This window comes from Mycobacterium sp. SMC-14 (genome assembly GCF_046250075.1).
Classification (GTDB): domain Bacteria; phylum Actinomycetota; class Actinomycetes; order Mycobacteriales; family Mycobacteriaceae; genus Mycobacterium.
Map to the genome: position 1 here is coordinate 1090218 of NZ_CP176429.1, position 25541 is coordinate 1115758.

Genomic DNA, 25541 nt, shown 5'->3' on the forward strand with positions numbered 1-25541 from the left:
CATGCGATTTGCGGGCTTGGTGCGGGGCTACGGGGCCGCGCTGCGTGCACTGCTGGTCTTGACCGTCGTGCTCGGCATCGGCTACCCGGTGTTGGTCTGGCTGGTGGCCCAGATCCCGGGTCTGCATCAGCGTGCGGAGGGGTCACTGGTCGCCGACGCCGGTGGCCGACCGGTCGCCAGCGCGCTGCTCGGGCAGTCGTTCACCGACACTGCCGGCCGGCCGCTGCCGCAGTACCTTCAGAGCAGGCCGTCGAAGGCCGGCATCGGCTACGACGCCTTGGCCAGTGGAGCGAGCAATCTTGGCCCGGAGAGCATCGTCGACATGCCCGCTGCGCCGAGCCTGCTCACCGAGGTCTGCACGCGCAGCGTGGCCGTTGCGAAGGCCGAAGGCCTCGACGCGGAGGCCGCGTCGCGACCGTTCTGCACCGCCAGTGGGCGGGGCGCCGTGCTGGCTGTGTTCGGTCCGCGTGGCCCCGGCGGCACCGTCGCCCGTCCGACCCGCGTGGTCAGCGTCAATGAGCCCTGCGCCCCCGGCAGCGAACCGTTTGTGTCCGGCTATCACGGCGTTCGGGTGGAATGTGCCCGGCCCGGTGAGGATTACTCGGCCGGCCAGATCGTGCCGATCCGGGGAGCCGCGGCCGAACATCCGCGTGTTCCCGCCGATGCCGTCACCGCCAGCGGCAGCGGCCTGGACCCCGATATCTCACCGGCCTACGCCGAACTTCAAATCGACCGAGTCGCCAAGGCCCGGGGGATACGCGCCGAGCAGGTCCGTGCCGTGGTCCGCGCTCATCAGAGCGGCCGACTGCTCGGGTTCCTGGGTGAGGCCCGCGTCAACGTGGTTGAGGTGAACCTGGAACTCGACCACGAGCATCCTGTCCCCGGTTGCTGTTCCGATGGATGATCTATCGGTGAGTGCTTATGGCTCCCGCGCCAGACGTGGGGAGTTGCGCATCTACCTGGGTGCGGCCCCCGGGGTCGGAAAGACGTACGCGATGCTGGGCGAGGCCCACCGGCGGATGGAACGAGGGACCGACGTGGTGGCCGCCGTGGTCGAGACGCACGGTCGGAGAAAGACGGCGGAACTGCTGCAGGGAATCGAGGTCGTCCCGCCTCGCCAGCTCGACTACCGGGGCAAGCGTTTCCCCGAACTCGACGTCCCAGCGGTGCTGGCGCGACGACCGCAGGTCGTCCTCGTCGACGAGTTGGCCCACACCAATACGCCGGGCAGCGTCAACGCCAAACGGTGGCAGGACATCGAGGAACTGCTCGCCGCGGGGATCACGGTGATCTCTACGGTCAATGTGCAGCATCTGGAGAGCCTCAACGACGTCGTCGCACAGATCACTGGTGTTGAGCAACTGGAGACGGTGCCGGATTCGTTCGTCCGTCAGGCGTCGCAGATTGAACTCGTCGACATCGCTCCGGAGGCGCTTCGCCGCCGGCTCGCCCACGGCAATGTCTATGCACCGGAGAAGGTCGATGCGGCGTTGTCCAACTATTTCCGCAGCGGAAACCTCACCGCGCTAAGGGAATTGGCACTGCTGTGGGTGGCCGACCAGGTGGACTCCGCGCTGGCGAAATACCGCGCGGACAAGAAGATCACCGACACCTGGGAAGCCCGCGAACGGGTGGTGGTGGCCGTGACCGGCGGCCCGGAATCGGAGACGCTGGTACGGCGTGCCTCGCGGATCGCATCGAAGTCCAGCGCCGAGCTGCTGGCGCTGCACGTGCTGGCCGGTGACGGACACTCGGCCGTTCCCAGTGCGCGGATGGGAAAGATCCGTGAGTTGGCGGCCGGCCTCGGTGCCTCACTGCACATCGTCGTCGGCGACGACGTGCCGACCGCGCTATTGGACTTCGCCCGGGAAGTCAACGCCACCCAGTTGGTGATCGGGACGTCGCGGCGGTCTCGCTGGGCGCGCTTGTTCGACGAGGGCATCGGCGCGGTGGTGGTGCGGCGGTCCGGCAAGATCGATGTGCACATCGTGACTCATGAAGAGTCCAAGCAAGGTTTCCGGATCACACCCATCTCACCGCGACAACGCCGCGCGCTGCCGTGGCTGGCGGCGCTGCTCGTGCCGTCGGTGGTCTGCGCGATCACCACGACATGGCTCGATCCGGTACTGCGCTTGGGCGGGGAGAGCGCGCTGTTCTTCGTCAGCGTCCTGGCGGTGGCCCTGCTCGGCGGTGTGGCCCCGGCAATTCTCTCGGCCGTGATATCGGGTCTGCTGCTCAACTATTTCCTGATCGATCCCCGGCACAGTTTCACCATCGCCGAAACCGATTCGGCGATCACCGAGATCGTGCTGCTGTTGGTTGCGGTCGCGGTGTCGGTGCTGGTGGATCGCGCCGCCGAACGCGCCAGGGAAGCCGGGCGGGCTTCCCAAGAGGCGGAGTTGCTGGCGCTGTTCGCTGGTTCGGTATTGCGGGGCGCCGACATCGAGACGCTGCTGGAACGCGTCCGGGAGACCTATGCGCTACGGGCGGTGAGCATCCTGCGGATAGCTACCGTCGACGGCCAGCAGGCCGGTCAGACGGTGATTGCCGCCGCGGGCACTGACCCGTGTACGACTGTCGACGCTGCGGACACCGCCATCGATGTGGGCGACGACGAGTTCTGGATGCTGATCGCGGGCAGACAATTGGCGGCGCGCGATCGACGCGTGTTGTCCGCAGTGGCCAAGCAGGCGGCCGGATTGGTCAGGCAACGCGAATTGACGGACGAGGCGAGCCGATCCGAGGCTGTGATGCGAGCCGATGAGCTGCGCCGCTCGCTGCTGTCCGCGGTCAGCCATGATCTGCGTACGCCGCTGGCGGGTGCCAAGGCAGCCGTGTCGAGTCTGCGCGCCGACGACGTCGGGTTCTCACCGGAGGACACCGGCGAACTGCTGGCCACCGTGGAGGAGTCGATCGACCAACTCACCGCACTGGTCGGCAACCTCCTCGACTCGTCCCGGTTGGCCGCGGGAGTGGTACACCCCGAGTTGGGTCGGGTGTACCTGGAAGAAGTCGTGGAACGGGCCCTGGTCAGTATCGGACGGGGCAAGACCGGCTTCTTCCGTTCGGGTATCGACAGGGTCAAAGTCGACGTTGATGACCCGGTGGTGCTGGCCGACGCCGGACTGTTGGAACGGGTGCTGGCCAACCTCCTGGACAACGCGTTGCGCTATGCCCCCGATGGCCCGATCCGCGTCAGTGCGTGTCAGGTCGGTGATCGGGTTCTGATCAATGTTGCCGACCAGGGCCGCGGCCTACCGCCGGGTGGGGAGCGCCTGTTTGAGCCGTTCCAGCGGATCGGCGATCAGAACAACACCACCGGTATCGGCCTGGGCTTGTCGGTGGCACGCGGGTTCGTCGAGTCGATGGGCGGAACGGTCTCCGCCACCGAGACGCCGGGCGGCGGCCTCACCATGGTGGTGGATCTGGCCGCGCCCCCGGCGATCTGACTACGACGGGTTATGCGTGCTTCCAGACAACCTTGTCGACTCCGGCGGCGTCGCGGTAGACCACGCTGTCCGGCGCGGTGCCGTTCTTGACGTCGAAGTAGAGTCGTCCGCTGGTCTGACTTCCCGCAGCGATCGGTCCGTTGGGCAGGCCGTCGACCTCGTTGCCCTTCATCACCGCGAACGTTGAGCTGTTGACGGCACGCGCATTGAAGTCAGCGATGTTCGGTGTGGGGGAACCGCTTACTGCCCGGGCGGTCACCTCCGAGTACCAAATACCGTCGTTGTGCCCGCTGGGTTGCAGGTCCGAGACGGTGTAGTCGATGGCCCCACCGGGGCTCTGAATCTCTTGGGTCTGGCCGAATCCGACCACCTGTGGGTCTGCAGAAGCCGGTGCCACCGCAAGCATTCCGGCCGTCGTGAGGCCGGCCGCTGCAACTGCCGTCTTCTTGGCGATTTGGGAGAACATCACGGTAAAGCTCCTTCCGCTAGGTTCTCCCAGGCATATCCGCGTCGACGGATTTCAAAACCTCAAAAATTCACACTTCGAATCGGTAACCCATCCCCGCCTCGGTGAGCAGGTGTTTGGGGTTTGAGGGATCGTTTTCGAGTTTGCGGCGCAACTGCGCCAGATAGACCCGAAGATATTGGGTTTCCTTTGCGTATGCCGGGCCCCATACCTGGGTGAGCAACTCGTCGCGGCCGACCAGCTTTCCCCGGTTTCGCACCAGCATCTCCAGCATTCCCCATTCGGTGGGAGTCAGGTGGACCTCGCCGCCGTTCTTGATCACTTTCTTGGCCGCCAGATCGACGGTGAACGAGGCGGTTTCCACTATTGGCTGGTCGATTTCAGCGGTTGCGGCGTTGCGCCGGGCGGCGGCGCGCAGCCGCGCCAGGAACTCGTCCATTCCGAAGGGTTTGGTCACGTAGTCGTCGGCGCCGGCGTCGAGCGCCTCCACCTTGTCGGCCGAGTCGGTGCGTGCCGACAGCACGATCACCGGCACCGTCAGCCAGCCACGCAGCCCGGCCAGCACCTCGATGCCGGAGATGTCGGGCAGCCCCAGATCGAGGATCACCACATCCGGGCGTTGCTCGGCGGCGGCACGCAAGGCGCCGGCGCCGGTCGCCGCGGTGACGACTTCGTAGCCGCGCACCGACAGGTTGATCTTCAGCGCGCGCAGAATCTGCGGCTCGTCGTCGACTACCAGAACTCGTGTGCTCATCAGCTCTCTCCTGCCGGTGCGGCCAGGTCTACCACCATGGTCAACCCGCCGCCCGGCGTCTCCGTCGCCGAAATGGTGCCGCCCATCGCCTCGGTGAAACCCCGCGCCACCGACAGTCCGAGGCCGACGCCGCTGGTGTTGTCGCGGTCGCCGAGACGCTGGAACGGATCGAACACGTGCGCCTCGCCGCCGCGGGGCAGCCCGCGGCCCTCATCGGCGACGTTGATCAGCACCCGGTCGCCGACTCGGCCTGCCGTCACCCGCACCACGCTGTCGGAGGCGTAGCGCAGCGCGTTGTCGATCACGTTGGCCAGCACGCGCTCCAACAAGCCGGCATCGGCCATCACCACGGTCGGGCCCACCTCGACCTTTACCTGGTCCAGGCCGCGGCCGTGGCCGAAGGCGCTGCTGCGTTTGCCGATTCCGATCAAGGCCCGCTGCACCACCTCCTCCAGGTACACCTTGATCAACTCCGGTCGGATCACACCCGCGGCCAGTCGCGAGGAATCGAGCAGGTTGCCCACCAGGCCGGTGAGCTGATCAACCGATTCCTCCACGGTGGCGAGCAGTTCGGCGGTGTCGCCGGGGGAGAAGTCGACGTCGTCGGCGCGCAGACTCGACACCGCCGCCTTGGCTGCTGCCAGTGGGGTGCGCAGGTCGTGGCTGACCGCCGACAGCAGGGAACGGCGCAGCTCGTCGGTCCGCATCACCGCGTCGGCCCGGCCGGCCTCGGCGGCCAGTTCCTCCTGGCGGACCAGTCCTGCGGCTTGGCGAGCCACCACCGAGAGCACCCGGCGATCACGTGAGGCCAACTGCCGGCCGACCATCAGCATCCAGAACTCGTCGTCGCCGACATCGATCGAGGTGTCCGCGAGATCTACCGAAGTACAGGGGTTTTCGCCGACGGAGGCGACGACTTCGGGCGTCGCGGTGTTCGTCGGGACGCGCACCAGGCTCACCGCCCGCTGCGCGTACGTTTCACGAACCCGCTCCAGCAGGGTGTCCAGGTCCGCGCCGCGCAGCACCGACCCGGCGAACAGTGTCATCAGCTCCGCTTCGCGGGAGGCGCGGCCGGCTTCCCGGGTTCGTTTGGCCGCGCCGTCGACCAGGGCCGCCACCGCGACGGCCACCAACAGCAGGACGACTTCGGTCACGGCGACGTCGTGCTCAGCGATGGTGAAATCGCGCCGAGGCGCGAGGACGAAGTAGTTCAGCAACACCCCGGACAGCAACGCCGACAGAACCGCCGGGGCGATACCGCCGAGCAGGGCCACCAAGAGCACCCCGACAAAAAACAGTGCGCTCTGACCGGCGTCGAAGTAGCGGTCCAGCCAGCCCACCATGATCGCGCACATCAGGAACGGCACAACGACGGCGGCCAGCCAGGACACCGCACGCCGTTCCCGCGGCGAGATCGACAACCCCCGGAAACTGGGCTTGGCGTCCTCGTAGGTGACGATGTGGACGTCGATATCGCCGGACTGCTGCACCACCGCCGCACCGACACCCTCGTCGAGGATGCGGGCCCAACGGGAACGGCGTGAACTGCCGATCACCAACTGGGTAGCGTTGACGTCACGGGCGAAGTCCAGCAGCGCGGTCGGCACGTCGTCGCCGATCACGGTGTGCAGCGAGGCGCCCAGGCTGATCGCCAGTTGGCGGATCTTGCCCACCCGGGGTGCCGGCGCACCAGAGAGCCCATCGCCGCCCAGGACATGCAGCACCAGCAGGTCACCGCCGGCCTTCGAGGCGATCCGGGAGGCCCGCCGGACCAGGGTCTCCGATTCCGGGCCGCCGGTCACCGCGGCGACGATGCGTTCCCGCGCCTCCCAGGTCTCGGTGATCTTCTTGTCGGCGCGGTAGCGGGTGAGCGTCGCGTCAACCTGCCCGGCGAGCCACAGCAACGCCAATTCCCGCAGCGCGGTGAGCGTCTCGCCGCGGAAGTAGTTGGCCAACGCCGCGTCGACCTTCTCCGGCGGAAAGACGTTGCCGTGGGACAGCCTGCGGCGCAACGCCTCCGGTGCGACGTCGATGAGTTCGATCTGCGCGGCTTGGCGCACGACCGCGTCGGGGACGGTGTCGTGCTGGGTGGTCCCGGTGATCTTGGCGACGACGTCGCTCAGGCTCTCCAGCTGCTGCACGTTGACGGTGGAGACCACGGTGATGCCGGCGGCAAGCAGTTCTTCTATGTCTTGCCAGCGTTTGGGGTTGCGGCTGCCCGCGGGGTTGGTGTGCGCGAGATCGTCGATCAGGACCACCTCGGGGCGGCGGGTCAGCACGGCGTCGACATCGAGTGGCCCGCCGGGTTCGCCGAGGATCTCGATGCCCTGCAGCAGTTCGGCGGTCTTGCTGCGGCCGTGGGTCTCGACCGCGGCCGCGACCACATCGGTGCCGCGGTCGGTGCGGCGGTGCGCTTCGCCGAGCATCGCGTAGGTCTTACCGACCCCGGGCGAGGCTCCGAGGTAGATGCGGAGTTCTCCCCGTGGTTCTGCAGGCTGCCCGGCTTGTCTCACGAGACTCACCAGACCATCATCGCGGCAACCGACGGCATCAGCCAGCGACGACAGGCCGCACCATCACAGTGGGTTTGAACCCGTACCTCGGGTTGCTCAGACCGGAGCCTCCGCGGCCGGCCGATGCCACTCCTGGCACACCGGCGCCCACCGTGTTGACCGTGCCGGCCTCCTCGGCCTCGGTCCAGCCATGGCTGACCAGAGTGGCGTTGCTTTCGGGGATCGACGTCGCCGTTGTCGGGACGGCCGCCGGCCAACTCTGGGGCACCGAGAGTCCGCCCACCGGGGCGGCGTTTCCGATGCCGGCCAGCACCGGCGCGCGGCCCAGGGGCGTCGCTGGTGGCGCGGAGACCGAGTCCACCAGCAACGGCGAAGTCACCGCCTCCGCCGCACCGCCGTGCGCGATGGCGATGGCGCTGGCGATACCGGCGAACGCGTGCCACGCGCCGGCGTTGGTCAACGCCGAACTGTAGGTCTGAACCCCGTTCCAGATGCCGATGTTCTGCGTCGAGTTGATGAAGTTGGACAGGAAGTCACCCAGCCCGCTCTGGGCTGATCCGGCGGCCAAGGGCGAGGCGAGGGTCTGCATGGCGGTCGGCAATCCCGATACCAGCTGCGACAACCCGTTCTGTGCGCTGCCGACCGAGGCCTGGGCGACGGCCGCGCCCTGACCGGCGATCCCGGCCGGGTTGGTGCTGGGAGCGGGTGAGCTCAGCGGTTGTAGCGTCCCGGCAAGCGCTGAGGAGGCCGCGTAGCCGTACATGGCCAAGGCGTCCTGTGCCCACATCTCGGCGTACTGCGCCTCCACCGCCGCGATTGCCGCGGTGTTGAACCCCAGGAAATTCGTCGCCACCAGCGCCGCGAACTGTGCCCGGTTGGCGGCCACCACCGCCGGGGGCACCGTCATCGCAAACGCCGCTTCGTAGGCCGCGGCCGATGCCGACGCCTGGGCGGCGGCGTGCTCGGCGGCGGCGGCCGTGGTGTTCAGCCACGCCACGTAGGGCCGGACCGCGGCGGCCATCGCCGCTGCGGCCGGGCCCCGCCACTCTTCGTCGGTCAGCGTCGAGATCACCGACTCGTAGGAGGCCGCTGTCGTGGCCAGCTCGGCGCCCAGCGCGTTCCATGTCGTTGCGGCAGCCGTCATCGGCGCGGCCCCGGCGCCCGAGTACATCCGAGTGGAGTTGATCTCCGGGGGCAATGCTGCGTAGTCCATCTCGTGGAAGTCCGTTTCCTCTAGTCGGTTTCGGCCAGGCGCGGGTTGCCGCTAGACGATCGGCTTGCGCGGCATCACGACCGGCTTGACGCCGTAGCGAGGCCGGCCGAAACCGGGGCCACCACGATCGGAAGAGGCGACTGCCGGTGCTCCTGCCGGCACCGTGGCGGCCCCGCGCGGCTCGACTTCCGACGATCCTGCGGCGACCAGCGGGCGCGGCTCGGCTGCCGGGACGGCTTCGCCGGCCCAGTTCGGCGGCGCCGACATCTTGTTGACCGGGGCCCCTTGGCCGGCTGCGGCGGCCACCGGGGCCGCTGCGCCCGGGGTGCTCTGGGAGACCAGGTTGCCCTGGCTGACACCCTCGACGTGATGGATGACGCCGGACGGGTTGGTGATGAAGCCGGTGCCCAAGCCGGTGAATGCTGAGGTCGCGGAGCCGAGGTTCGCGGCGTTCATGGCGGCCAGGATGGCGGAGTTGCTGGCGATTCCACCCAGCCCGAACGTCGGGTCGGCGGCGGCCCCGGTACCGGCGTTCCCCAGCCCCGTGGCAGTGCCCAACCCGGCCGTGGTGGTCGCCGCCGCCGAGTTGGCGGTCTCGGTCTCCCCGTAGGAATCAGCGCTGACACGCAGGGTGTGAATGAACATCTCCTGCATTGCCGCGGCCTGCGCACTGATCTGCTGGTACAGGGTGCCGTAGGCGGAGAACTGGGTGGCCTGCAGTGCGGAGACCTCGTCGGCGGCGGCCGGCGCCAGCCCGGTGATCGGGCCGGCTGCGGCCGCGTTCTGGGCGTTCAGCGTGCCGGCGATCGTCTGTAGATTGCCGGACGCCGCAGCCAGCGCCTCGGGCTGGGTGGTCAGGAACGACATGACATCTCCTCGGCGGATACGAGCCGGACCCCAAGCGGGGCTCGGTCACCGCTCCACTGTTTCGTCGGACTCCCGACTGCCAGAGGTCGTTAACGAGTTCTTTACGGTCTCGCACGGATTATTGACGGTTTGCTTTCAGGCCCAGCTGGAGCCCACGGCGGCGTCGGTGTTGGCCATGTCGTTGCCGGCCGATTGAACCTTCTGACCATGGGCGTTGGCCTGGGCGTAGATGACCTGGAAGTTCCGCCCGAGGGCGGTGACGAATTCCTGGCAGGCCACCGAGCCGGCGCCGCCCCAGAAGTCCCCGGCGGCCAGCACGTCCTGCACGATCGCTTGGTGCTCGGCCTCCAGGGCGGCGGCCTGGGCGCGGATCAACGCGCCGTGGGCGTCGACGTCGCCGAACTGATAGTTGATGGACATCTGAACCATTGCTCCTTGTGTTAGCTGCTCAGGATCTGCTGCGAGGCAGATTCCTGCTGTTCGTACTGGTTGGCGTCCCGGACAAGACCATCCCGCACGCCGTGCAGCATGTTGACGATGTTGCTGAAAGCGGTCTGCATCTGGCCCATGGTGTCGTAGGACGTGCGCTCGGCCAGGCCGCCCCAGCCGGAGCCGGAGATGCTGGTCGTCGATGCCCACATCCGCCGGGCCTCGTCCTCCACGGTCTGCGCGTGCGCGTCGAATCGCGCCGCCGTGGAACGCATGGCGTCCGGGTCGGTCATAAAACGGGTGGTCATTGCGGTAACTCCTTGATTGTTGGTTGCGGTTCTTCCGTCGTCAGCCGGCCAGGACCGGATGTGCGACGACACTGGGTTTGAATCCGTACTGAGGCAGGTTCCCGCTGGGGCCACTGCGGCCCCCAGCAGCACCGATCGGCAGGCCGGCCGGTACGGCCGATGCCCCGTTTGCTGCGGGCACGGTCGAGCCGGTGCTCGGCAGTGCCGACACGGCGCCGGCGGTGGCTCCGGTAGCCCAGCTCTGCGGCACCGAGAGCATGCCGACCGAACCGGCCTGACCGAGGGCCGCCGACACCGGCGCGCCGCCGAATGAACCCAGCCCGGCCAAGCCGACCGGGCCCAGCGAAGCCATTGGTGCCACCGCACCGACGGCCGAACTCAGCCCCCCGGCAGCCGCGGAGCCCGCGGTTCCCAGCGAGGATCCCGCGCTGCTGCCGAGACTGCTCAAGAAGCCGACCGCGGTCGACAGCGTGCTGGCGACGTTCCAGGCTCCGGTGTTCACCATCCCGTTGATGCCGTCGGTGATCTGGCTGTTGTCGAACAGACCGCCCAGAATCCCCGACAGGCTTGACGAAGCTGATGATGGGCCGCCCTGGGTCGGCGATGCCAGACTCTGCAGCACGCCCGGTAACACCGAGATCAGTTGGCTGGCCTGGCTGTTGCTCGCCGCGGAGCTGCCGGCGGCCTGGGTGACCGCGGCGGCCTGGCCGGCCAACCCGGCCGGGTTGGTGGTTTGGGCGGGTTCGGCAAACGGCGTCACCTGCGCCGCGGCGGCCGAACCACTCGCGTAGCCGTACATGGCGGCGGCGTCCTGGGCCCACATTTCGGCGTACTGCGCCTCGGTGGCCGTGATCGCCGGGGCGTTCTGCCCCAGCAGGTTGGTCGCGACCAGCAGCATCAACAGGCTGCGGTTGGCCACGATCACCGGTGGGGGCACCGTCATCGCGAACGCGGTCTCGAAGGCGGCCGCGGCCGCGGTGGCCTGGGTGGCGGCCTGCTCGGCCGCAGCGGCGGTGGTGTTCATCCACGCCACGAAGGGAACCGCCGCGGCGGCCATCGACGCCGACGCCGGACCGGCCCACAGTTCACCGGCCATCCGGGCGATCACCGCCTGGTAGGCGGCGGCCGTCGACCCCAGCTCCGCGGCCAGTCCGCGCCAGGCCGTGGCGGCAGCCATCAGCGGCGCCGCTCCCGGCCCGGTGTACATCCACGCGGAGTTGACTTCCGGTGGCAACGCACCGAACTCCATCATGTTCTTGAGTTCCTTTGACTTGCTTGGTTTTGCGTGACTCAGCGCGCTGCGATCGCGTTGGCGGCCTCGGTCGCCTCGTACGCTGCCGCGCTGGTCGCCAGAGTGGTGACGAACATCTGATGAATCGCATTCGCCTGGGCACTGACCGCCTGGTACAGGCCGGCGTGCGCGACGAACTGTGCGGCGGTCAACGCCGAGACCGGGTCCGCCGCCGCGGGGATCACGCCGGTGGTGGCTGGGGCGGCTGCCGCGTTCTGGGCGGCCATCGCCGAGCCGATACCGGTCAATTCGCCGGCCGCGGTCGTCAGCTCAAAAGGCTGCGCGCTCACGAACGACATCAACATCACCATCTCCTAACCGATCGGGCCGGCACGGTGCCGACCACGAGATCCACCGTGCCGCAACGGTGCTCGGTTAGCTGCTGCCCTTATGCGCTCTTAACGCGGCGGAATCGAACCTTGATGAGTTCTTGATGCCGCGAAACGGAAAAACCCGACGCAGCCCCCTCTGCTGCGTCGGGTTTCCCGGGTCTTGGCCGACGTTACGCCCAGCTGGAGCCCACCGAGGCGTCGGTGTTGGCCATGTTGTTGCCGGCCGACTGCACCTTCTGACCGTGGCTGTTGGCCTGCTCGTAGATCACCGCGAAGTTGCGACCCAACTGCGCCACAAACTCCTGGCACGCCACCGAACCAGCACCACCCCAAAAATCACCGGCAGCCAGCACATCGTGCACGATCGCCTGGTGCTCAGCCTCCAACGAAGCAGCCTGCGCACGAATCAACGCACCGTGGGCATCCACATCACCGAACTGGTAATTGATCGACATCTGCGGTTCTCCTTCTAGCTCGACAGGATCTGCTGGGAAGCAGCTTCCTGCTGCTCGTAGTGGTTCGCGTCCCGAATCAGCCCATCACGCACACCGTGCAGCATGGTCACGATGTTGCGAAACGCGGTCTGCATCTGACCCATGGTGTCCATCGAGGTCCGCTCCGCCAGACCACCCCAGCCCGCACCGGAGATGTTCGTCGAGGACGCCCACATCCGACGAGCCTCGTCCTCCACCGTCTGCGCGTGCACATCAAAACGGCCCGCCATCGAACGCATCGCGTCCGGATCGGTCATAAATCGTGTTGCCACTGCTGTGTCTCCTTGTCTGCGGTTCCGTTTTTACGGTGAGGGGGTTTATCCGGCAACTACCGGTCGGGCCATGACGGTCGGCTTGAAGCCGTAGCGCGGGGTGCCCAGACCGAAGCCGCCCCGTTCTGCACCCATCGGCATGCCGCCGGGCATGGCCGCCATCGACTCGATCTCTTCGGGGGCGGCGGCCCAGCTGCTGGCCTGCAAGGCGCCGGCCGAGTCGACGGCGCTGGCGGCGGGAGCGGCTGCGGCCCAGGTAGGCGGCGTGGAAAGCTCGCCGACCAAGGTGGCCTGACCCACGCCGGCCGACACCGACGGGGCGCTCGCGGTGAACGCCGACGCGCCGCCCAATGCGCCCAGGCTGCTCAACGGACCACCCGGGGCCAGCAGGGCACCGATGCCGGCACCGGCCGCACCACCGCCGAGGGCGTTGAAACCACCACCGGAGAAGAACGTGGTCATGGTCGGGATCAAGCTTGCCGGGGTGAACGCCGCCGAGGTTCCGGTGAAGCTCATCAGGCCGTTGAACGGGTAAGTCACCAGCGACACAACACCATTGATCGACGCGTTGCGGCCGATGGCTTCGAGCAGCCCGGCCAGCGTGGGCGGGGGAAGACCGGCGTCGGCGGGACTCGGCGAGGTCAGCGTCTGCAGCGTGTTCGGCAGCGACGAAATCGCCTGTGCCGTCTGCGCGGTGTTGTTGGCGGCGGTGTTGCCGTTGGCTTGAGTGACCGCGGCGGCCTGGCTGGCCGTTCCGTCCGGGTTCGTGGTCTGGTTGGGCTCGTTGAACGGCGTCACCTTGGTCGCCACTGCCGACGACGCGGCGTAGCCGTACATGACGTCGGCGGCCTGGGCCCACATCTCGAAATACTGTGCGTCGCTTGCCATGATCGCGGCCGAGTTCTGGCCGACGACGTTGGTCGCCACCAGTTGCTTCTGCTGCGCGCGATTGGCAGCGATCACCGCCGGGGGAGGGGTGGCCGCGTGGGCCGCCTCGAACGCGGCCGCCGCCGAGGTGGCCTGGGTGGCGGCCTCCTCGGCCTTGGTCGCCGTGTCGGCCATCCACGTCAGATACGGCTTGGTGGCGGCGGACATCGAGGCCGATGCCGGGCCCATCCACTCCTCGTCGACGAGCTGGGTGATCGTCGTTTCGTACGAGGTCAACGCCGAGGAGATCTCCGCGGCCAGTCCGCGCCAGGCAGAGGCGACCGTCATCATCGGCGTGGAGCCGGGACCGGCGTACAGACGTCCGGAGTTGATCTCCGGCGACAGCAGTGCGTAGTCGATCATCGTTGCTCCTAGACCACCATCGGCTTGGGCATGAATTTGGGTCGGAACCCGTAACGCGGTGTGCCGTAGTTCATGCCGCGCTGCCCGACGCCGGTCGGCACCGGAGGGGGCATGGAGGCCATGTTGTTGTGGGTCTCGGTGGGGACCGCCCAACCGCCGGGCCCGCTGGTCAAGGCCGCAGCGCCGGGGGTGTTCGCCGCCCAGCTCGCCGGCGCCGAGAACGACGTCCCGACCAGCGAGGCCTTCCCCATGCCGGCGGTGACGGCCGGGGTGACCGCGCTGACCCCGAAGGCGCTGCTGACGCCGCTGGACAGGCCGCCGCCGAGCGCACCGAGGGCGCCGAGTGCACCACCGGGGCTCAGCGCCGCTCCCAGACCGCCTCCGAGCGCACTGCCGGTGGTGCCGCTGAAGCCGCCACCGGTCATGAAACCGATGAGGCTCGGCAGCAACGCAGACGGGATGAAGGCCGCGCCGGTGCCGGCGGTGTTGAACAGGTTGTAGAGCGGGGTGCCGAACATGTACGCGTAGCCGTTTGTCGGGTCGTTGTAGAGGAACTCGATGATCTGCTCGAGCCAGTCGGTCGAGGCTGCCGGCGAGGCCATGCTCTGCAGGGCATTCGGCAGCGACGAGATCATCTGTGCGGTCTGCGCGGTGCTGTTGGCGGTGCTGCTGCCGCCGGCCTGGGTGACCGCCGCTCCCTGGTTGGCCAGCCCGGCCGGGTTGGTGTTCTGGGCCGGCTCGTTGAACGGGGTGACCTGTGTCGCGGCAGCCGAGCCGCTGGCGTAGCCGTACATGGCTGCGGCGTCTTGGGCCCACATCTGTGCGTAGAGGGCGTCCAGAGCCGCGATCGCCGGGGTGTTGATGCCGAGGATGTTGGTCGAGACCAGCGCCGCCTGCTGCACCCGGTTGGTGGTGACCGCCGCCGGGGGCACCGTGGCTCCCCGGGCCGTCTCGAATGCGGCGGCGGCGGAGGTGGCCTGGACCGCGGCCTGCTCGGCCAGCGCGGCGGTGTTGTTCATCCAGGCGATGTAGGGGGCCGCGGCCGCGGCCATCGAGGAGGAGGCCGGACCGAGCCATTCCTCACCGGACAGCTCGGTGATCACCGTCTCGTAGGAGTGGGCGGCTGCGCTCAGTTCGGCCGCCAGTCCGCGCCAGGCCGCGGCGGCCGTCATCATCGGGGTCGACCCCGGTCCGCTGTAGATGCGCCCGGAGTTGATCTCGGGGGGCAATGCTCCGTAGTCCCACATGATTTCCGCCTAACCCGCTGCCGCCGCGTTCGCGGCCTCGGTGGCCGCGTACGACGCGGAGCTGCTCTTGAGCGTGGCCACGAACATGTCGTGAATGGCCGACGCCTGCGCGGCAACCGTCTGGTAGAGGCCGGCGTGCGCGGCGAACTGCGCGGCGGTCAACGCCGAGACCTCGTCAGCGGCCGCGGGAGCGACGCCGGTGGTCGGGGCGGACGCCGCGGCGCTCTGGGCGTTGAGCGCCGCGCCGATCGCCTGCAGGGTGCTGGCCGCCGACGCCAGCGCCTCCGGCTGGGTGGTCACGAAAGACATGGGATTCTCCTTACGGAGCCCGTGACGACGCGGCTCCTGGCACCACCGTTGCGTATGACCGGGCGATTGTGAAAGCTGGTTAACCGCTTCTTAACCGGGGTGTCGGAACTCTTTACATGCACCTCAGTGGAGCGGTGTCTGCGGTGTGTGGGGCGTCACGATCTCGCGGGCCCGAGGCCGACCGAGGGCTTGGATGCAAAAGCCGTGCGTGGCGGTATTGGGTGCTCGCCGTGGGGCTTTCGCGTTGCGGCGGCGTGGTCCAGCTCACACTGACACCCTGGGCGTGGGCGCGGCCATCTCGGCGTTGCCTGGCCGGCTGTCAATCAGGTTGATGGACAACATTTTTAGCCCGTCTCAGCCCATCGCGCCGGCCACCCGCGTCGGGGCGGTGAGGGCCCGGTAACGCGGATTTAACATCCGGATCCGGAGGAGTAAACGGTGCGTAACACGCTATTAACGAACGCTCAGCACACTACGAGCTATGAATCGGTTTCTGCTGCTAGCGGGCCTCACCGCGCTGGTCGGTCTGGCGGCACCGGCGCACGCAGAGCCGGTGGGCAGCGACGCCGCCTTCCTGACCCAGCTGACCGGGGCCGGCCTGAGCCACAAGGGCTCGGACCAGGTGGCCATCTCGGCCGGTCACTCGGTGTGCCAGCTGATGGACGCCGGACTCACCCCGATGGACACCGTGGTGGCCGTCCAGACCACCAACCCCGGCTTCACGCTGCAGCGTGCCGCGGAGTTCGCCCGGATCGCCGCGCAGAACTACTGCCCCGAGCACGCCTGATTTCTGCACCTTCACGGAGTGCCGGTAGGGCGCTGGCGCGCTCGCCACGTTAGATTCGCCGCGAGCCCCCATAGCCCAATTGGCAGAGGCAGCGGACTTAAAATCCGCCCAGTGTCGGTTCGAGTCCGACTGGGGGCACGGTGTTTGTGCTGGTCAAAGGGTTGATGGCCCGGGCTCACCCGGGGGGAGCCCTTGGTGCCACCAGAGCTAGACGCGCGCAGGTTGCGCGATTGCCGAGGAGTGGTCGTCGACCATGGTGAGCTCGTCGAACGGATCGTGCCCACGCAGCACCGCATCGACCTTTGCCTTGTCCACGGTGTGTGTCCACGAGCCGACCAGCAGGGTTGCTACGGCGTTGCCGGAGAAATTGGTCACCGCCCGGGCCTCGGACATGAACCGGTCGATCCCGACGATCAGGCCGACCCCGTCGAGCAGATCGGAGCGGTGGGCCTGCAGGCCTCCGGCCAACGTGGCCAACCCGGCGCCCGTCACACCGGCGGCGCCCTTGGAGGCGACGATCATGAACACCAGCAGGCCGATCTGCTGCCCGACGGACATCGGGGCGCTCAGCGCCTCGGCGATGAACAGCGCCGCCATGGTCAGGTAGATCGCGGTGCCGTCGAGGTTGAACGAATACCCGGTCGGCACAACGACACCGACGGTGCTTCGGTCGACGCCCAGGTGCTCCATCTTGGCGATGAGACGCGGCAGCGCCGATTCCGACGAGGACGTCGAGAAGATCAGCAGGTACTCGCGGGCCAGGTACCGCACCAGCTTGAAGATGGACACCCCCGACACCGCGCGCAGCAGAACGCCGAGCACGCCGAACACGAAGAGCGCGCAGGTCACATAGAAGCCCAGCATCAGCGTCAGCAGTTGGCTGACGGCGGTCCAGCCGGTTTGTCCGACGACGTTGGCGATCGCACCGAAGGCGCCGATCGGTGCCAACCACAGGATCATGATGAGCACTTTGAAGACGAGCTTCTGCAGGTGCTCGATGCCACGCAGGATCGGTTCACCGGAGCTGCCCATGCCCTGCAGCGCGAATCCGACCAGTAGTGCCACGAACAGTGCCTGAAGCACGCTTCCGGCGGTCAGCGATGAGAAGAGCGTCTCGGGGATGATGCCCTGCACGAAGTCCATGAGTCCGCCTGACTTGCGTGCCTTCTCCGCGAGTTCGGCGCCTTTACCTGTCGAGTTCTCGGCCAGGTGCATGCCGCTGCCGGGGTGAATCAGGTTGCCGACCACCAGACCGATGGCCAATGCGACCGTGGACATGCCCAGGAAGTAAACGAAGGCCAGGCCGCCGACCTTCCCTACGGTGGTGGCCTTGCGTACCGAGCCGATCCCCAACACGATCGTGCAGAAGATGATGGGGCCGATCATCATCTTGATGAGGTTGACGAACATGGTGCCGAGGACCCCGACGCTCTTGCCGACCTCGGGTGCCACGAGCCCGACCGCTATGCCGACGACGACGGCCGCGATGACTGCGATGTAGAGCCAGTGCGTTCGGTCGCGACGCTGTGGGGGCGACGGCTCGGATCGCGAGTCTGCCGACACGGTCATCGGTGCCACCTCCAGTTGACGTCGATTGCGCTGCAACGAGCATCTTGAATCCCCGGCGTTTCCGGACGCTCAGGGGTTTGAGAACTCAGCAGTTTGCTGGGTTCGGACCTGACTGTAGTAAAGGGCTTCTTACTCGGCCGGTGGTGTGTCGGCGCAGTAGCTGTTGATGCGGCGGTGATTGAACCAGTCCGCCCATTCCAGGGTGGCTACTTCGACTTGGTCGATGGTGCGCCACGGGCCGCGGGTTTTGATCAGTTCGGTCTTGTAGAGGCCGTTGATGGTTGCGGCGACGGCGTCGTAGCTGTCCCCAGCACGTTCCACTGAGGGGGACATACCGGCGATGGCAAGGGCGGCAACGGCCCGGCGTATGTCCAAGGCCCCGTCTCGGTCGTCGGCAACGACGTCTATGAACTTGATCGAGACGGCGATGGTGTGGCGTGCGAATCCTAGGTTCGCAGGCCCCCATCCGGCCCCGGCGCACCGCCTGACCGGCGTCTTTGTCTGGCTCATACCCGCCCGCCCGAGAATTTGCAAGGGCCCTGTGACGAGGAGCTCCGAATTTCCTGTTGGGAATTCTTAAATTCTTATTCAATGTTAATCGCGATGCGCATCACAAGTTGGCCAACCCGGCCTTGATGCCTGCTCAAGGCATATGGAGGAAGTTGCTGGCAGGCCTGGATCCTGCGGTTTTGTCCAGTGTGACATGGTGCGGTTGGGATTAGTCTGCGACCTCGATCACAATAATTACGACATTTTCCTGTTACCTCGAATTCACCGCTAGGATCGACCGGATGCCCCGCCTCGGCATCCCGGTCTCGACCGGGCCGCGTTGCGGCAGCCGCGGGGGCGTGAGGGCAGTGACGATACGAACGAAGCGATACGAACAGTGGTTGATAGGAGCGATGTGGACGACGTGCCGGCTTATAGATTGGCCAACTCTGCATCCCTCGTCGCGAACACCGTGACCCTGGATCGCGGCCCCATCGGCGGCCTCGCGGTCACCGCAGACGGCCGGCGCCTGCTGGCCACCAACTACGGCGACGACACCGTCTCGATCATCGACACCGTCAGCTGCAAAATCGTGAACACCGTCTTCCAAGCCGACGAGCCGTTCTCGATCGCCGCCGGCCCCGCCGGCTCTGGCTGGGCCTACGTCACCGCGGGCTCGACCGCCCTGGATGCCGTGCTGGCGATCGACGTCGACACCGCCGAAGTCGCCGGGTGCTACCCGGTGGCCATGGACATCGGCGACCTGGTCGCCGACCCCACCAGCAGCCGCGTCTACCTCACCCGTACCGGCTCGGCCGGTGTCGACGTGCTCGTCCTCGACGCGGCCATGCGCCCCGCCGGGTCCGCCACGGTGTCCGGGCACCCCGGGGCGGCAGCGGCCAGCCTGCGGATCAGTGCCGACGGCCGGCGGCTGTACGCCGCGGTCCGCCAGCCCACCGGCGACACCGTCACGGTGTTGGACCGCGACCTGAACATCGTCGACACCATCCGGATCGGCGCGAGCATCATCGATGTCGCGGTCAGCCCCGACGGCGCCCGGCTGTACGTGGCGACCGCCGGTCCCGACGGCCGCAGCCGGGTCCACGTCGTCGACGCCCGCACCCACGCGGTCACCGCCAGCCGTGCCCTGGAGGCCCAGCTGGTCCAGCTGATCGCCGGGCGTGACGGCCAGCGGGTTTACCTGGTGACGCAGGGCGCCGTTTTGGTGCTGTGTGCGCGCACCAGCGAAATCCTGGGCACGCTGACCGGCATCACCGAGGCGTCCTGCGCCGCCGAGAGCGCCGACGGCAGCCGGCTCTACATCGCCGGGTTCGACGGCAAGGTGACCATCGCGTCGCTGACCGACCTGCCGGCGCCTTCGGCGTTGCTGCACGAGCAGCTGGAACTCGACGACGCCGTCACCCGCATGCTGCAACTCGAACCCGCGCTGTAACCCACGCCACTTTCGAAATGGTGGCGTGATCGAATAGGTCGATGCACAGCACCATGCAGCACTGGCCGCTGACGGTCGGCGCCATCTTGAACCACGTCACGGCCGTCCACGGTGACCGTACCGTCACCACCGTGGCCGACGACGGATATCGGGTCACCACCTATCGCGAACTCGGTGGGCAGGTCGCCCGGCTGGCGAATGCCCTGCGCCGTCTCGGTATCACCGGCGACGAGCGGGTGGCCACCTTCATGTGGAACAACACCGAACACCTGGCCGCCTACCTGGCGGTTCCGGCCATGGGCGCGGTGCTGCACACGCTCAACATCCGGCTGTTTGCCGAGCAGATCGTCTTCGTCGCCAACGAGGCCGAGGACCGGATCATCCTGGTCGACGCGTCCCTGGTGCCACTGCTGGCCCCGGTCCTGGCGCAACTGGAAACCGTGCACACCGTGATCCTCGTCGGCGACGGCGACCGTGCGGCGTTGGAGGCGTCCGGCAAGACCGTGCTGGGCTACGCCGACCTGCTGGCCGCCGAATCCGACGAGTTCGACTGGCCGGTCATCGACGAGAACTCGGCGGCCGCCATGTGCTACACCAGCGGCACCACCGGCAACCCCAAGGGTGTGGTGTACAGCCACCGGTCCAGCTACCTGCACGCCATGGCGGGATGCACCACCAACGGCACCGGGATCGGCGCGATTGACTGCGTGCTGCCGATCGTGCCGATGTTCCACGCCAACGCCTGGGGGCTGCCGTATTCGGCGCTGATGGCCGGCGCGGACCTGGCGATGCCCGACCGGCACCTGGACGCCAAGTCGCTGGTCGCCCTCATCGAATCGCAGCGGGCCACCGTGGCCGGTGCGGTGCCCACGATCTGGAACGACGTCATGCACTACCTGGAACGCGAACCCGGCCATGACATCTCGTCATTGCGGCTGGCGGCCTGCGGCGGGTCGGCGGTTCCGGTCTCGCTGATGCAGGCGTTCGAGCAGCGTCACGACGTGCAGGTGCGGCAGCTGTGGGGCATGACCGAGACCTCACCGATGGCCACCATGGCCTGGCCGCCTCCCGGCACCCCGGACGAACAGCACTGGGCGCTGCGTGGCACCCAGGGCCGGCCGGTATGCGGTGTCGAGACCCGCATCGTCGACGACGAGGACGCGGTGCTGCCCAACGACGGCGAGGCGGTCGGCGAACTGGAGGTGCGCGGCGCCTGGATCACCGGCGCCTACTACCGCGGCCAGGACCAATCCAAGTTCTCCTCGGGCTGGCTGCGCACCGGCGACGTCGGCCGCATCGACGCGCAGGGCTTCATCACGCTGACCGATCGGGCCAAAGACGTGATCAAGTCCGGCGGGGAGTGGATCTCCTCGGTGGAACTGGAGAACGAGCTGATCGGCCACCCCGACGTCGTGGAAGCCGCGGTGGTCGGGGTGCCCGACGAGCGCTGGGATGAACGGCCGCTGGCCGTCGTGGTGGCCCGAACCGGTGTGTCGGTCAGCGGTGCCGAGCTGCGAACGTTCCTGTCCGACAAGGTCGCCCGCTGGTGGCTGCCGGAGCGCTGGACGTTCGTCGAGGCGATCCCGCGCACCAGCGTCGGCAAGTACGACAAGAAGACCATCCGGGCCAGGTATTCCGAGGATCAATACCAAGTGAGCGAGGTGCGTGACTGATGAGCCTGCGTGTCATCCAATGGGCAACCGGCGGGGTAGGTGTCGCCGCGATCAAGGGTGTGCTTGAGCACCCCGACCTGCAGCTGGTCGGCTGCTGGGTGCACTCGAAGTCCAAGAGCGGCAAGGACGTCGGGGAGATCATTGGCACCGAGCCGGTGGGAGTGACGGCCACCGACAGCGTCGAGGAGATCCTGGCGCTCGACGCCGACGCGGTGATCTACGCGCCCCTGATGCCCAACCCCGACGAGGTCGCCACGCTGCTGCGTTCGGGCAAGAACGTCATCACCCCGGTCGGCTGGTTCTATCCCTCCGAAAAGGAGGTGGGACCGTTGGAGGCCGCGGCGCGCGAAGGCGGTGTGACCCTGCACGGCGCCGGTATCGGCCCGGGCGCGGCCTTCGAGCTGTTCCCGCTGCTGCTGTCGGTGATGTCCACCGGCGTGACATTCATTCGCGGCGAAGAGTATTCGGACCTGCGTACCTACGATGCCCCGGACGTGCTGCGGTATGTCATGGGCTTCGGCGGCACCCCCGATCAGGCCCTGAGCGGCCCGATGCAGAAGCTGCTCGACGGCGGGTTCCGCCAATCGGTGCGGCTGTGCGTGGACCGGCTGGGCTTCGCCGCCGACGAGCACATCCGCTCCTCGCAGGAGGTGGCGGTGGCCACCGCACCGATCGACTCGCCGATCGGTGCGATCGAACCCGGTCAGGTGGCCGGGCGCCGGTTCCACTGGGAGGCGACCGTCGGCGACCAGGTGGTGGCACGGGTCACGGTCAACTGGCAGATGGGCGAGGAGAACCTCGACCCGCCATGGAGTTTCGGTCCCGCGGGCGAGCGCTACGAGATGGAGGTGCGGGGCAACCCCGACACGTTCGTCACCGTGAAGGGCTGGCAGCCCGAGACCGTCGAAGCCGGCCTGGTCAGCAACCCCGGCGTCGTGGCGACCGCGGCGCACTGCGTCAACGCCATCCCGGCTACTTGTGCGGCACCGCCCGGGTTCGCCGGGTTCTTCGAGCTGCCGCTCATCACCGGCCGGGCCGCTCCGCACCTGGCGCGCTGAGCGCTACCCTCGGCTGATGGCCCTGGTTGTCGAACAGTCTCGGACGGTACCGGCGACCGTCGCCGACGCATTCGCCGCAACATTGCCATTGCCGTTGCCGGAGCTCTTCCGCCGCTGGTACGGGCCCATCCCGCCGATCAAGGAGGTCCGGGGACAATCCGGTGAGTGGGCGAGCGTCGGGCAGACCCGCACGGTGTTACTGACCGGCGGCGGCAGCATGCGCGAGGAGTTGACCGAGGTCGATCCACCCCGGGCGTTCGCCTACCGGCTCACCGACGTCACCGGCCCGATGGCGCCGCTGGTGGCCCACGTCGAGGGCCGCTGGCAGTTCGCCCCCGCTGGTTCGGGCACCACGGTCACCTGGAGCTGGGTCATCCACCCGCGATCCAGGCTGGCCGCGCCGGTGCTGCCGGTGCTCGGCTGGCTGTGGAAGGGCTACGCGCGTCAGGCGTTGGCGAGACTGTCCGTCCTGTTGGAGGGCTGAGTCCGTCGATGTGCCGACTTTTCGGGCTGCACGCCGGGACCAGCGTCCTCACCGCCACGTTCTGGCTGCTCGACGCCGCGGACAATCTGGCCGAACAGAGCCGACGCAACCCCGACGGCACGGGCCTGGGTGTGTTCGACGGCTACGGGCAATCGCAGCTGCGCAAGCAGCCGATCGCGGCGTGGCAGGACACCGAATTCGCTACCGCTGCACATGAACTGACCGGCACCACCTTCGTCGCGCACGTACGCTACGCCACCACCGGCGCTCGGAGCGTCGCCAACACTCACCCGTTCCTGCAGGACAACCGCATCTTCGCGCACAACGGCGTTGTCGAAGATCTTCCCGCGATTGACCAGCGGCTGCGCGAGGTCGACGGCTACGGCATGGTGCGAGGCGATACCGACTCCGAACGGATCTTCGCCCTCATCACCGCCGCGATCCGGGCGCGACGCGGCGACGTGACGGGCGGCCTCGTCGACGCCGTGCGGTGGCTGGCCGCCAACGTGCCGATCTACTCGCTCAACCTGCTGCTGAGCACCGCCACCGACATGTGGGCGTTGCGGTACCCCCAGCCCAACGAGCTCTACATCCTGGACCGGCGAGACGGCACAGCACCCGGAGGTTTGACATTGCGCACCAAGCGGATTCGAGCTGATGCCGCGAGATTGCGCGGCCGACCCGCGGTAGTGTTCGCCACCGAACCGATGGACGATGACACCCGCTGGGAACCGATCGAGCCGGGCCACCTGGTGCACGTCGACGCGGGCCTGCGGATCACCCGCCAATTGGTGCTGCCCGATTCACCTGCCCGGCAACTGCGCCGGGAAGATCTGACTGCCGCCGCCCAGGAGGCCCAACACCCATGGAAAGGACGGACATGACAGTCAAACGCGCCCTGGTGCTCGGCGGCGGTGGGGTAGCGGGCATCGCCTGGGAGACCGGCATCTTGTGCGGCATCGCCGACGAGTCGCCCGACGCCGCGCGGGAACTACTGGAATCCGCTGTGCTGGTGGGGACATCGGCCGGTTCGGCGGTGGCCGCCCAGATCGGCAGCGGGCTGAGCCTGGAGCAGTTGTTCGCCCGCCAGGTTTCGCAGACCTGCTCGGAGATCGATCCCGGCGTCGGTGCCGATGAGCTGACCGAGCTGTTCGTGGCGGCGATCACCGAGCCCAACACGACTACTGCGCAGAAACTGCAGGGCATCGGCGCGGTGGCCCTGTCGGCGCAGACGGTTGCCGCACCGGTGCGGCGCGGGATCATCGCCGACCGCCTGCCGTCACACGACTGGCCGGAGCGCACGCTGCGGATCACCGCGATCGACATCGACACCGGGGAGCTGACGGTCTTCGACCGCGACTCGGGTGTGGACCTCATCGACGCGGTGGCGGCCAGTTGCGCGGTGCCGGGCGCCTGGCCCCCGGTGGTGATCGGCACGCACCGCTACATGGATGGCGGGGTGCGCAGCACGGTGAACCTCGATGTGGCCGCCGACTGCGACGAGGCCGTGCTGCTGGTGCCCACCGGTGGCGGAGTCGATGGCGAGATCGCGGCGTTCGCCGGCCGCGTGTGCGCGGTGCTGGCCGACGATGACGCGCTGCGCTCCTTCGGTGGCAATCCGCTCGACCCGGCGTGCCGGTTGCCGTCGGCGCAGGCCGGACGCGAACAGGGCCGACGGCAGGCCGGCGCCATCGCCGAGTTCTTGGCCGGCTAGAGCAGCTAGAGCGATTTCGCGGCGTCGAGGGCGCGGACGGCGAGTTCTCGGCCGACGTCGACCAACTCGGCGGCGCGATGGAAGTCCAGGCTGCGGCAGGCGACGCGGGGCACCTCGATGAGCAGATCGGGCGGGTGCGACGCGAGCTGATGGCGGGCCAGCGCCGCCTGGGCTATATCGATGGTTCGGTTCATCACCTCGAAGCTGCCGAGTTTGGGCACGCCGGACGCTGACTCCTCGTCCTCGCCGGGTTCGGACTCACCGCTGCTGAACCGATCCAGGATCGCCCGCGCCGTCGGCCGATCCAGCAGGGAACGTGCCCCACTGGTGTCCAGCAGCGCAGACGTACTGCGCCACATACGATTCAACCGACCAGCCGGCACGCTCCGTTCGGAATCCTCGGCGGCCGGCCCGGCGGCGGTCGGGTCGCCGCCGTTGAGGCTCACGGCCAGCGTCAGGTCCGCGTTGACGGCGCTCAACGGAGCCATCGGCAGCGGGTCGAGGATGCCGCCGTCGGCGAGCAGGCGGCCATCGACCACGTGCGGCGCGATCACCCCGGGGATGGCGATCGAGGCGCGGATGGCCGTATCGACCGGCCCGCGCTGCAGCCACACCGATCGGCCCGCGATCAGATCGGTTGCTACCGCCGTATAGGGGACCGGCAGCTCTTCGATGTCGATATCGCCCAAGATGTCCCGGACGACATCGAGGATCTTCTCCGCCCGCAGCACGCCCGCCGCGGTGAATGAGGGATCCAGCAGGCGCAGCACCGCGCCCTGGGTCAGCGACTTGGCCCACTCGGCGAAGTCATCGAGTCGACCGGCAGCCTGCAGGCCGCCCACCAGCGCACCCATCGACGATCCGGAGATCCCGACGATGTCGTAGCCGCGGTCGCGCAGCTCGGCGATCACCCCGATGTGGGCGTAGCCGCGCGCGCCGCCGCTGCCGAGCACCAGGGCCACCCGGGGTGCTCGGGCCGCGCGGGATTCCGCAGCAGAAGTCATGTCCACCATTTTGCGGGCAATACCGCACCGGTTCTTTCCGTCATTGCGATTACAACCGTAGTACCGACAGGAACCA

General features: G+C 68.0%; 25 protein-coding genes, 1 tRNA gene and 2 pseudogenes. 11 read left to right on the top strand and 17 right to left on the bottom strand.

The window, feature by feature from the left end:
- The first annotated feature begins 1 nt into the window (after position 1).
- Complete coding sequence (locus ACKY0W_RS05245; protein WP_409436679.1) at positions 2-904, top strand: potassium-transporting ATPase subunit C; 903 nt, start codon at positions 2-4, stop codon at positions 902-904.
- Positions 897-3449, top strand: a complete 2553-nt coding sequence (locus ACKY0W_RS05250; RefSeq protein ID WP_409436680.1) for a DUF4118 domain-containing protein — start codon at positions 897-899, stop codon at positions 3447-3449. The genes ACKY0W_RS05245 and ACKY0W_RS05250 overlap by 8 nt, the downstream gene beginning before the upstream one ends.
- Before the next feature lie 10 nt (positions 3450-3459).
- Here the strand turns inward: ACKY0W_RS05250 and ACKY0W_RS05255 are convergent, their stop codons facing one another.
- From ACKY0W_RS05255 to ACKY0W_RS05320, 14 genes are all read right to left on the bottom strand, one after another.
- Positions 3460-3918: a DUF1942 domain-containing protein gene (locus ACKY0W_RS05255; protein ID WP_406758666.1), complete on the bottom strand. Its 459-nt coding sequence runs from the start codon at positions 3916-3918 to the stop codon at positions 3460-3462.
- 67 nt (positions 3919-3985) lie between these two features.
- Positions 3986-4669: a response regulator gene (locus tag ACKY0W_RS05260; RefSeq protein WP_406758667.1), complete on the bottom strand. Its 684-nt coding sequence runs from the start codon at positions 4667-4669 to the stop codon at positions 3986-3988.
- A complete protein-coding gene (locus ACKY0W_RS05265; RefSeq protein ID WP_409437656.1) occupies positions 4669-7182 on the bottom strand; it encodes an ATP-binding protein in 2514 nt (837 codons plus the stop codon). The genes ACKY0W_RS05260 and ACKY0W_RS05265 overlap by 1 nt, the downstream gene beginning before the upstream one ends.
- A 37-nt stretch (positions 7183-7219) precedes the next feature.
- On the bottom strand, positions 7220-8395 hold the full coding sequence (locus ACKY0W_RS05270) for a PPE family protein (RefSeq protein WP_409436681.1): 1176 nt from the start codon (positions 8393-8395) through the stop codon (positions 7220-7222).
- Positions 8396-8446: 51 nt separating this feature from the next.
- Positions 8447-9262, bottom strand: coding sequence for a PE family protein (locus ACKY0W_RS05275; RefSeq protein ID WP_409436682.1), 816 nt, complete (start codon positions 9260-9262; stop codon positions 8447-8449).
- A gap of 135 nt (positions 9263-9397) precedes the next feature.
- Positions 9398-9682, bottom strand: coding sequence for a WXG100 family type VII secretion target (locus tag ACKY0W_RS05280; RefSeq protein WP_409436683.1), 285 nt, complete (start codon positions 9680-9682; stop codon positions 9398-9400).
- Positions 9683-9702: 20 nt separating this feature from the next.
- Complete coding sequence (locus ACKY0W_RS05285) at positions 9703-9999, bottom strand: WXG100 family type VII secretion target (RefSeq protein ID WP_409436684.1); 297 nt, start codon at positions 9997-9999, stop codon at positions 9703-9705.
- A gap of 40 nt (positions 10000-10039) precedes the next feature.
- Positions 10040-11248 carry a PPE family protein gene (locus ACKY0W_RS05290; RefSeq protein WP_409437657.1) on the bottom strand — a complete coding sequence of 403 codons (1209 nt, stop codon included), beginning with the start codon at positions 11246-11248 and terminating at the stop codon, positions 10040-10042.
- Between the two features lie 41 nt (positions 11249-11289).
- Positions 11290-11589 carry a PE family protein gene (locus ACKY0W_RS05295; RefSeq protein ID WP_409437658.1) on the bottom strand — a complete coding sequence of 100 codons (300 nt, stop codon included), beginning with the start codon at positions 11587-11589 and terminating at the stop codon, positions 11290-11292.
- A 203-nt stretch (positions 11590-11792) separates the two neighbouring features.
- Entirely contained in the window at positions 11793-12077 is a 285-nt protein-coding gene (locus tag ACKY0W_RS05300) for a WXG100 family type VII secretion target (protein ID WP_047317298.1), read from the bottom strand.
- A 14-nt stretch (positions 12078-12091) separates the two neighbouring features.
- On the bottom strand, positions 12092-12388 hold the full coding sequence (locus ACKY0W_RS05305; protein ID WP_406757180.1) for a WXG100 family type VII secretion target: 297 nt from the start codon (positions 12386-12388) through the stop codon (positions 12092-12094).
- A gap of 45 nt (positions 12389-12433) precedes the next feature.
- Complete coding sequence (locus ACKY0W_RS05310) at positions 12434-13678, bottom strand: PPE family protein (protein ID WP_409436685.1); 1245 nt, start codon at positions 13676-13678, stop codon at positions 12434-12436.
- 8 nt (positions 13679-13686) lie between these two features.
- On the bottom strand, positions 13687-14925 hold the full coding sequence (locus ACKY0W_RS05315) for a PPE family protein, SVP subgroup (RefSeq protein ID WP_409436686.1): 1239 nt from the start codon (positions 14923-14925) through the stop codon (positions 13687-13689).
- Between the two features lie 9 nt (positions 14926-14934).
- Positions 14935-15234: a PE family protein gene (locus ACKY0W_RS05320; protein ID WP_406758673.1), complete on the bottom strand. Its 300-nt coding sequence runs from the start codon at positions 15232-15234 to the stop codon at positions 14935-14937.
- 481 nt (positions 15235-15715) lie between these two features.
- Here ACKY0W_RS05320 and ACKY0W_RS05325 point away from each other — a divergent pair, with 481 nt between their 5' ends.
- Positions 15716-16021, top strand: coding sequence for a DUF732 domain-containing protein (locus ACKY0W_RS05325; RefSeq protein WP_105295776.1), 306 nt, complete (start codon positions 15716-15718; stop codon positions 16019-16021).
- A 64-nt stretch (positions 16022-16085) separates the two neighbouring features.
- A tRNA-Leu gene (locus tag ACKY0W_RS05330) sits at positions 16086-16159 on the top strand.
- A gap of 69 nt (positions 16160-16228) precedes the next feature.
- Here ACKY0W_RS05330 and ACKY0W_RS05335 read toward each other — a convergent pair.
- Together ACKY0W_RS05335 and ACKY0W_RS05340 are read right to left on the bottom strand one after the other, a co-directional pair.
- Positions 16229-17590, bottom strand: a complete 1362-nt coding sequence (locus tag ACKY0W_RS05335; protein WP_409436687.1) for a cation:dicarboxylate symporter family transporter — start codon at positions 17588-17590, stop codon at positions 16229-16231.
- A 129-nt stretch (positions 17591-17719) separates the two neighbouring features.
- Positions 17720-17938 (bottom strand): annotated as a pseudogene (locus ACKY0W_RS05340) (IS3 family transposase); the annotation flags it as partial.
- On the opposite strand from ACKY0W_RS05340, the pseudogene ACKY0W_RS05345 reads away from it, so the two are divergent.
- The 7 genes and pseudogenes from ACKY0W_RS05345 to ACKY0W_RS05375 form a co-directional block, all read left to right on the top strand.
- Positions 17933-18040 (top strand): annotated as a pseudogene (locus tag ACKY0W_RS05345) (excalibur calcium-binding domain-containing protein); the annotation flags it as partial. The pseudogenes ACKY0W_RS05340 and ACKY0W_RS05345 overlap by 6 nt on opposite strands.
- Positions 18041-18551: 511 nt before the next feature.
- Complete coding sequence (locus ACKY0W_RS05350) at positions 18552-19532, top strand: YncE family protein (protein ID WP_409436688.1); 981 nt, start codon at positions 18552-18554, stop codon at positions 19530-19532.
- Between the two features lie 41 nt (positions 19533-19573).
- Positions 19574-21205: a long-chain fatty acid--CoA ligase gene (locus ACKY0W_RS05355; RefSeq protein WP_409436689.1), complete on the top strand. Its 1632-nt coding sequence runs from the start codon at positions 19574-19576 to the stop codon at positions 21203-21205.
- Complete coding sequence (locus tag ACKY0W_RS05360; protein ID WP_409436690.1) at positions 21205-22263, top strand: dihydrodipicolinate reductase; 1059 nt, start codon at positions 21205-21207, stop codon at positions 22261-22263. The genes ACKY0W_RS05355 and ACKY0W_RS05360 overlap by 1 nt, the downstream gene beginning before the upstream one ends.
- A gap of 16 nt (positions 22264-22279) precedes the next feature.
- Positions 22280-22747: an SRPBCC family protein gene (locus ACKY0W_RS05365; protein WP_409436691.1), complete on the top strand. Its 468-nt coding sequence runs from the start codon at positions 22280-22282 to the stop codon at positions 22745-22747.
- A gap of 8 nt (positions 22748-22755) precedes the next feature.
- On the top strand, positions 22756-23631 hold the full coding sequence (locus tag ACKY0W_RS05370) for a class II glutamine amidotransferase (protein ID WP_409436692.1): 876 nt from the start codon (positions 22756-22758) through the stop codon (positions 23629-23631).
- Positions 23628-24461 carry a patatin-like phospholipase family protein gene (locus ACKY0W_RS05375; RefSeq protein WP_409436693.1) on the top strand — a complete coding sequence of 278 codons (834 nt, stop codon included), beginning with the start codon at positions 23628-23630 and terminating at the stop codon, positions 24459-24461. The genes ACKY0W_RS05370 and ACKY0W_RS05375 overlap by 4 nt, the downstream gene beginning before the upstream one ends.
- A gap of 5 nt (positions 24462-24466) precedes the next feature.
- Here the strand turns inward: ACKY0W_RS05375 and ACKY0W_RS05380 are convergent, their stop codons facing one another.
- Positions 24467-25465 (bottom strand): patatin-like phospholipase family protein, encoded by a 999-nt coding sequence (locus tag ACKY0W_RS05380; protein ID WP_409436694.1) that lies wholly within the window; start codon positions 25463-25465, stop codon positions 24467-24469.
- Between the last annotated feature and the right edge of the window lie 76 nt (positions 25466-25541).

Bases quoted from the DNA above. Each gene is read 5' to 3' on its own strand.
- ACKY0W_RS05310 (WP_409436685.1), bottom strand. From the start codon at position 13,678: ATGATCGACTACGCACTGCTGTCGCCGGAGATCAACTCCGGACGTCTG.
- ACKY0W_RS05270 (WP_409436681.1), bottom strand. From the start codon at position 8,395: ATGGACTACGCAGCATTGCCCCCGGAGATCAACTCCACTCGGATGTAC.
- ACKY0W_RS05370 (WP_409436692.1), top strand. From the start codon at position 22,756: ATGTGCCGACTTTTCGGGCTGCACGCCGGGACCAGCGTCCTCACCGCC.
- ACKY0W_RS05380 (WP_409436694.1), bottom strand. From the start codon at position 25,465: ATGACTTCTGCTGCGGAATCCCGCGCGGCCCGAGCACCCCGGGTGGCC.
- ACKY0W_RS05275 (WP_409436682.1), bottom strand. From the start codon at position 9,262: ATGTCGTTCCTGACCACCCAGCCCGAGGCGCTGGCTGCGGCGTCCGGC.
- ACKY0W_RS05300 (WP_047317298.1), bottom strand. From the start codon at position 12,077: ATGTCGATCAATTACCAGTTCGGTGATGTGGATGCCCACGGTGCGTTG.
- ACKY0W_RS05285 (WP_409436684.1), bottom strand. From the start codon at position 9,999: ATGACCACCCGTTTTATGACCGACCCGGACGCCATGCGTTCCACGGCG.
- ACKY0W_RS05295 (WP_409437658.1), bottom strand. From the start codon at position 11,589: ATGTCGTTCGTGAGCGCGCAGCCTTTTGAGCTGACGACCGCGGCCGGC.
- ACKY0W_RS05280 (WP_409436683.1), bottom strand. From the start codon at position 9,682: ATGTCCATCAACTATCAGTTCGGCGACGTCGACGCCCACGGCGCGTTG.
- ACKY0W_RS05250 (WP_409436680.1), top strand. From the start codon at position 897: ATGGATGATCTATCGGTGAGTGCTTATGGCTCCCGCGCCAGACGTGGG.
- ACKY0W_RS05315 (WP_409436686.1), bottom strand. From the start codon at position 14,925: ATGTGGGACTACGGAGCATTGCCCCCCGAGATCAACTCCGGGCGCATC.
- ACKY0W_RS05335 (WP_409436687.1), bottom strand. From the start codon at position 17,590: ATGACCGTGTCGGCAGACTCGCGATCCGAGCCGTCGCCCCCACAGCGT.
- ACKY0W_RS05360 (WP_409436690.1), top strand. From the start codon at position 21,205: ATGAGCCTGCGTGTCATCCAATGGGCAACCGGCGGGGTAGGTGTCGCC.
- ACKY0W_RS05325 (WP_105295776.1), top strand. From the start codon at position 15,716: ATGAATCGGTTTCTGCTGCTAGCGGGCCTCACCGCGCTGGTCGGTCTG.
- ACKY0W_RS05260 (WP_406758667.1), bottom strand. From the start codon at position 4,669: ATGAGCACACGAGTTCTGGTAGTCGACGACGAGCCGCAGATTCTGCGC.
- ACKY0W_RS05365 (WP_409436691.1), top strand. From the start codon at position 22,280: ATGGCCCTGGTTGTCGAACAGTCTCGGACGGTACCGGCGACCGTCGCC.
- ACKY0W_RS05245 (WP_409436679.1), top strand. From the start codon at position 2: ATGCGATTTGCGGGCTTGGTGCGGGGCTACGGGGCCGCGCTGCGTGCA.
- ACKY0W_RS05375 (WP_409436693.1), top strand. From the start codon at position 23,628: ATGACAGTCAAACGCGCCCTGGTGCTCGGCGGCGGTGGGGTAGCGGGC.
- ACKY0W_RS05320 (WP_406758673.1), bottom strand. From the start codon at position 15,234: ATGTCTTTCGTGACCACCCAGCCGGAGGCGCTGGCGTCGGCGGCCAGC.
- ACKY0W_RS05355 (WP_409436689.1), top strand. From the start codon at position 19,574: ATGCACAGCACCATGCAGCACTGGCCGCTGACGGTCGGCGCCATCTTG.
- ACKY0W_RS05290 (WP_409437657.1), bottom strand. From the start codon at position 11,248: ATGGAGTTCGGTGCGTTGCCACCGGAAGTCAACTCCGCGTGGATGTAC.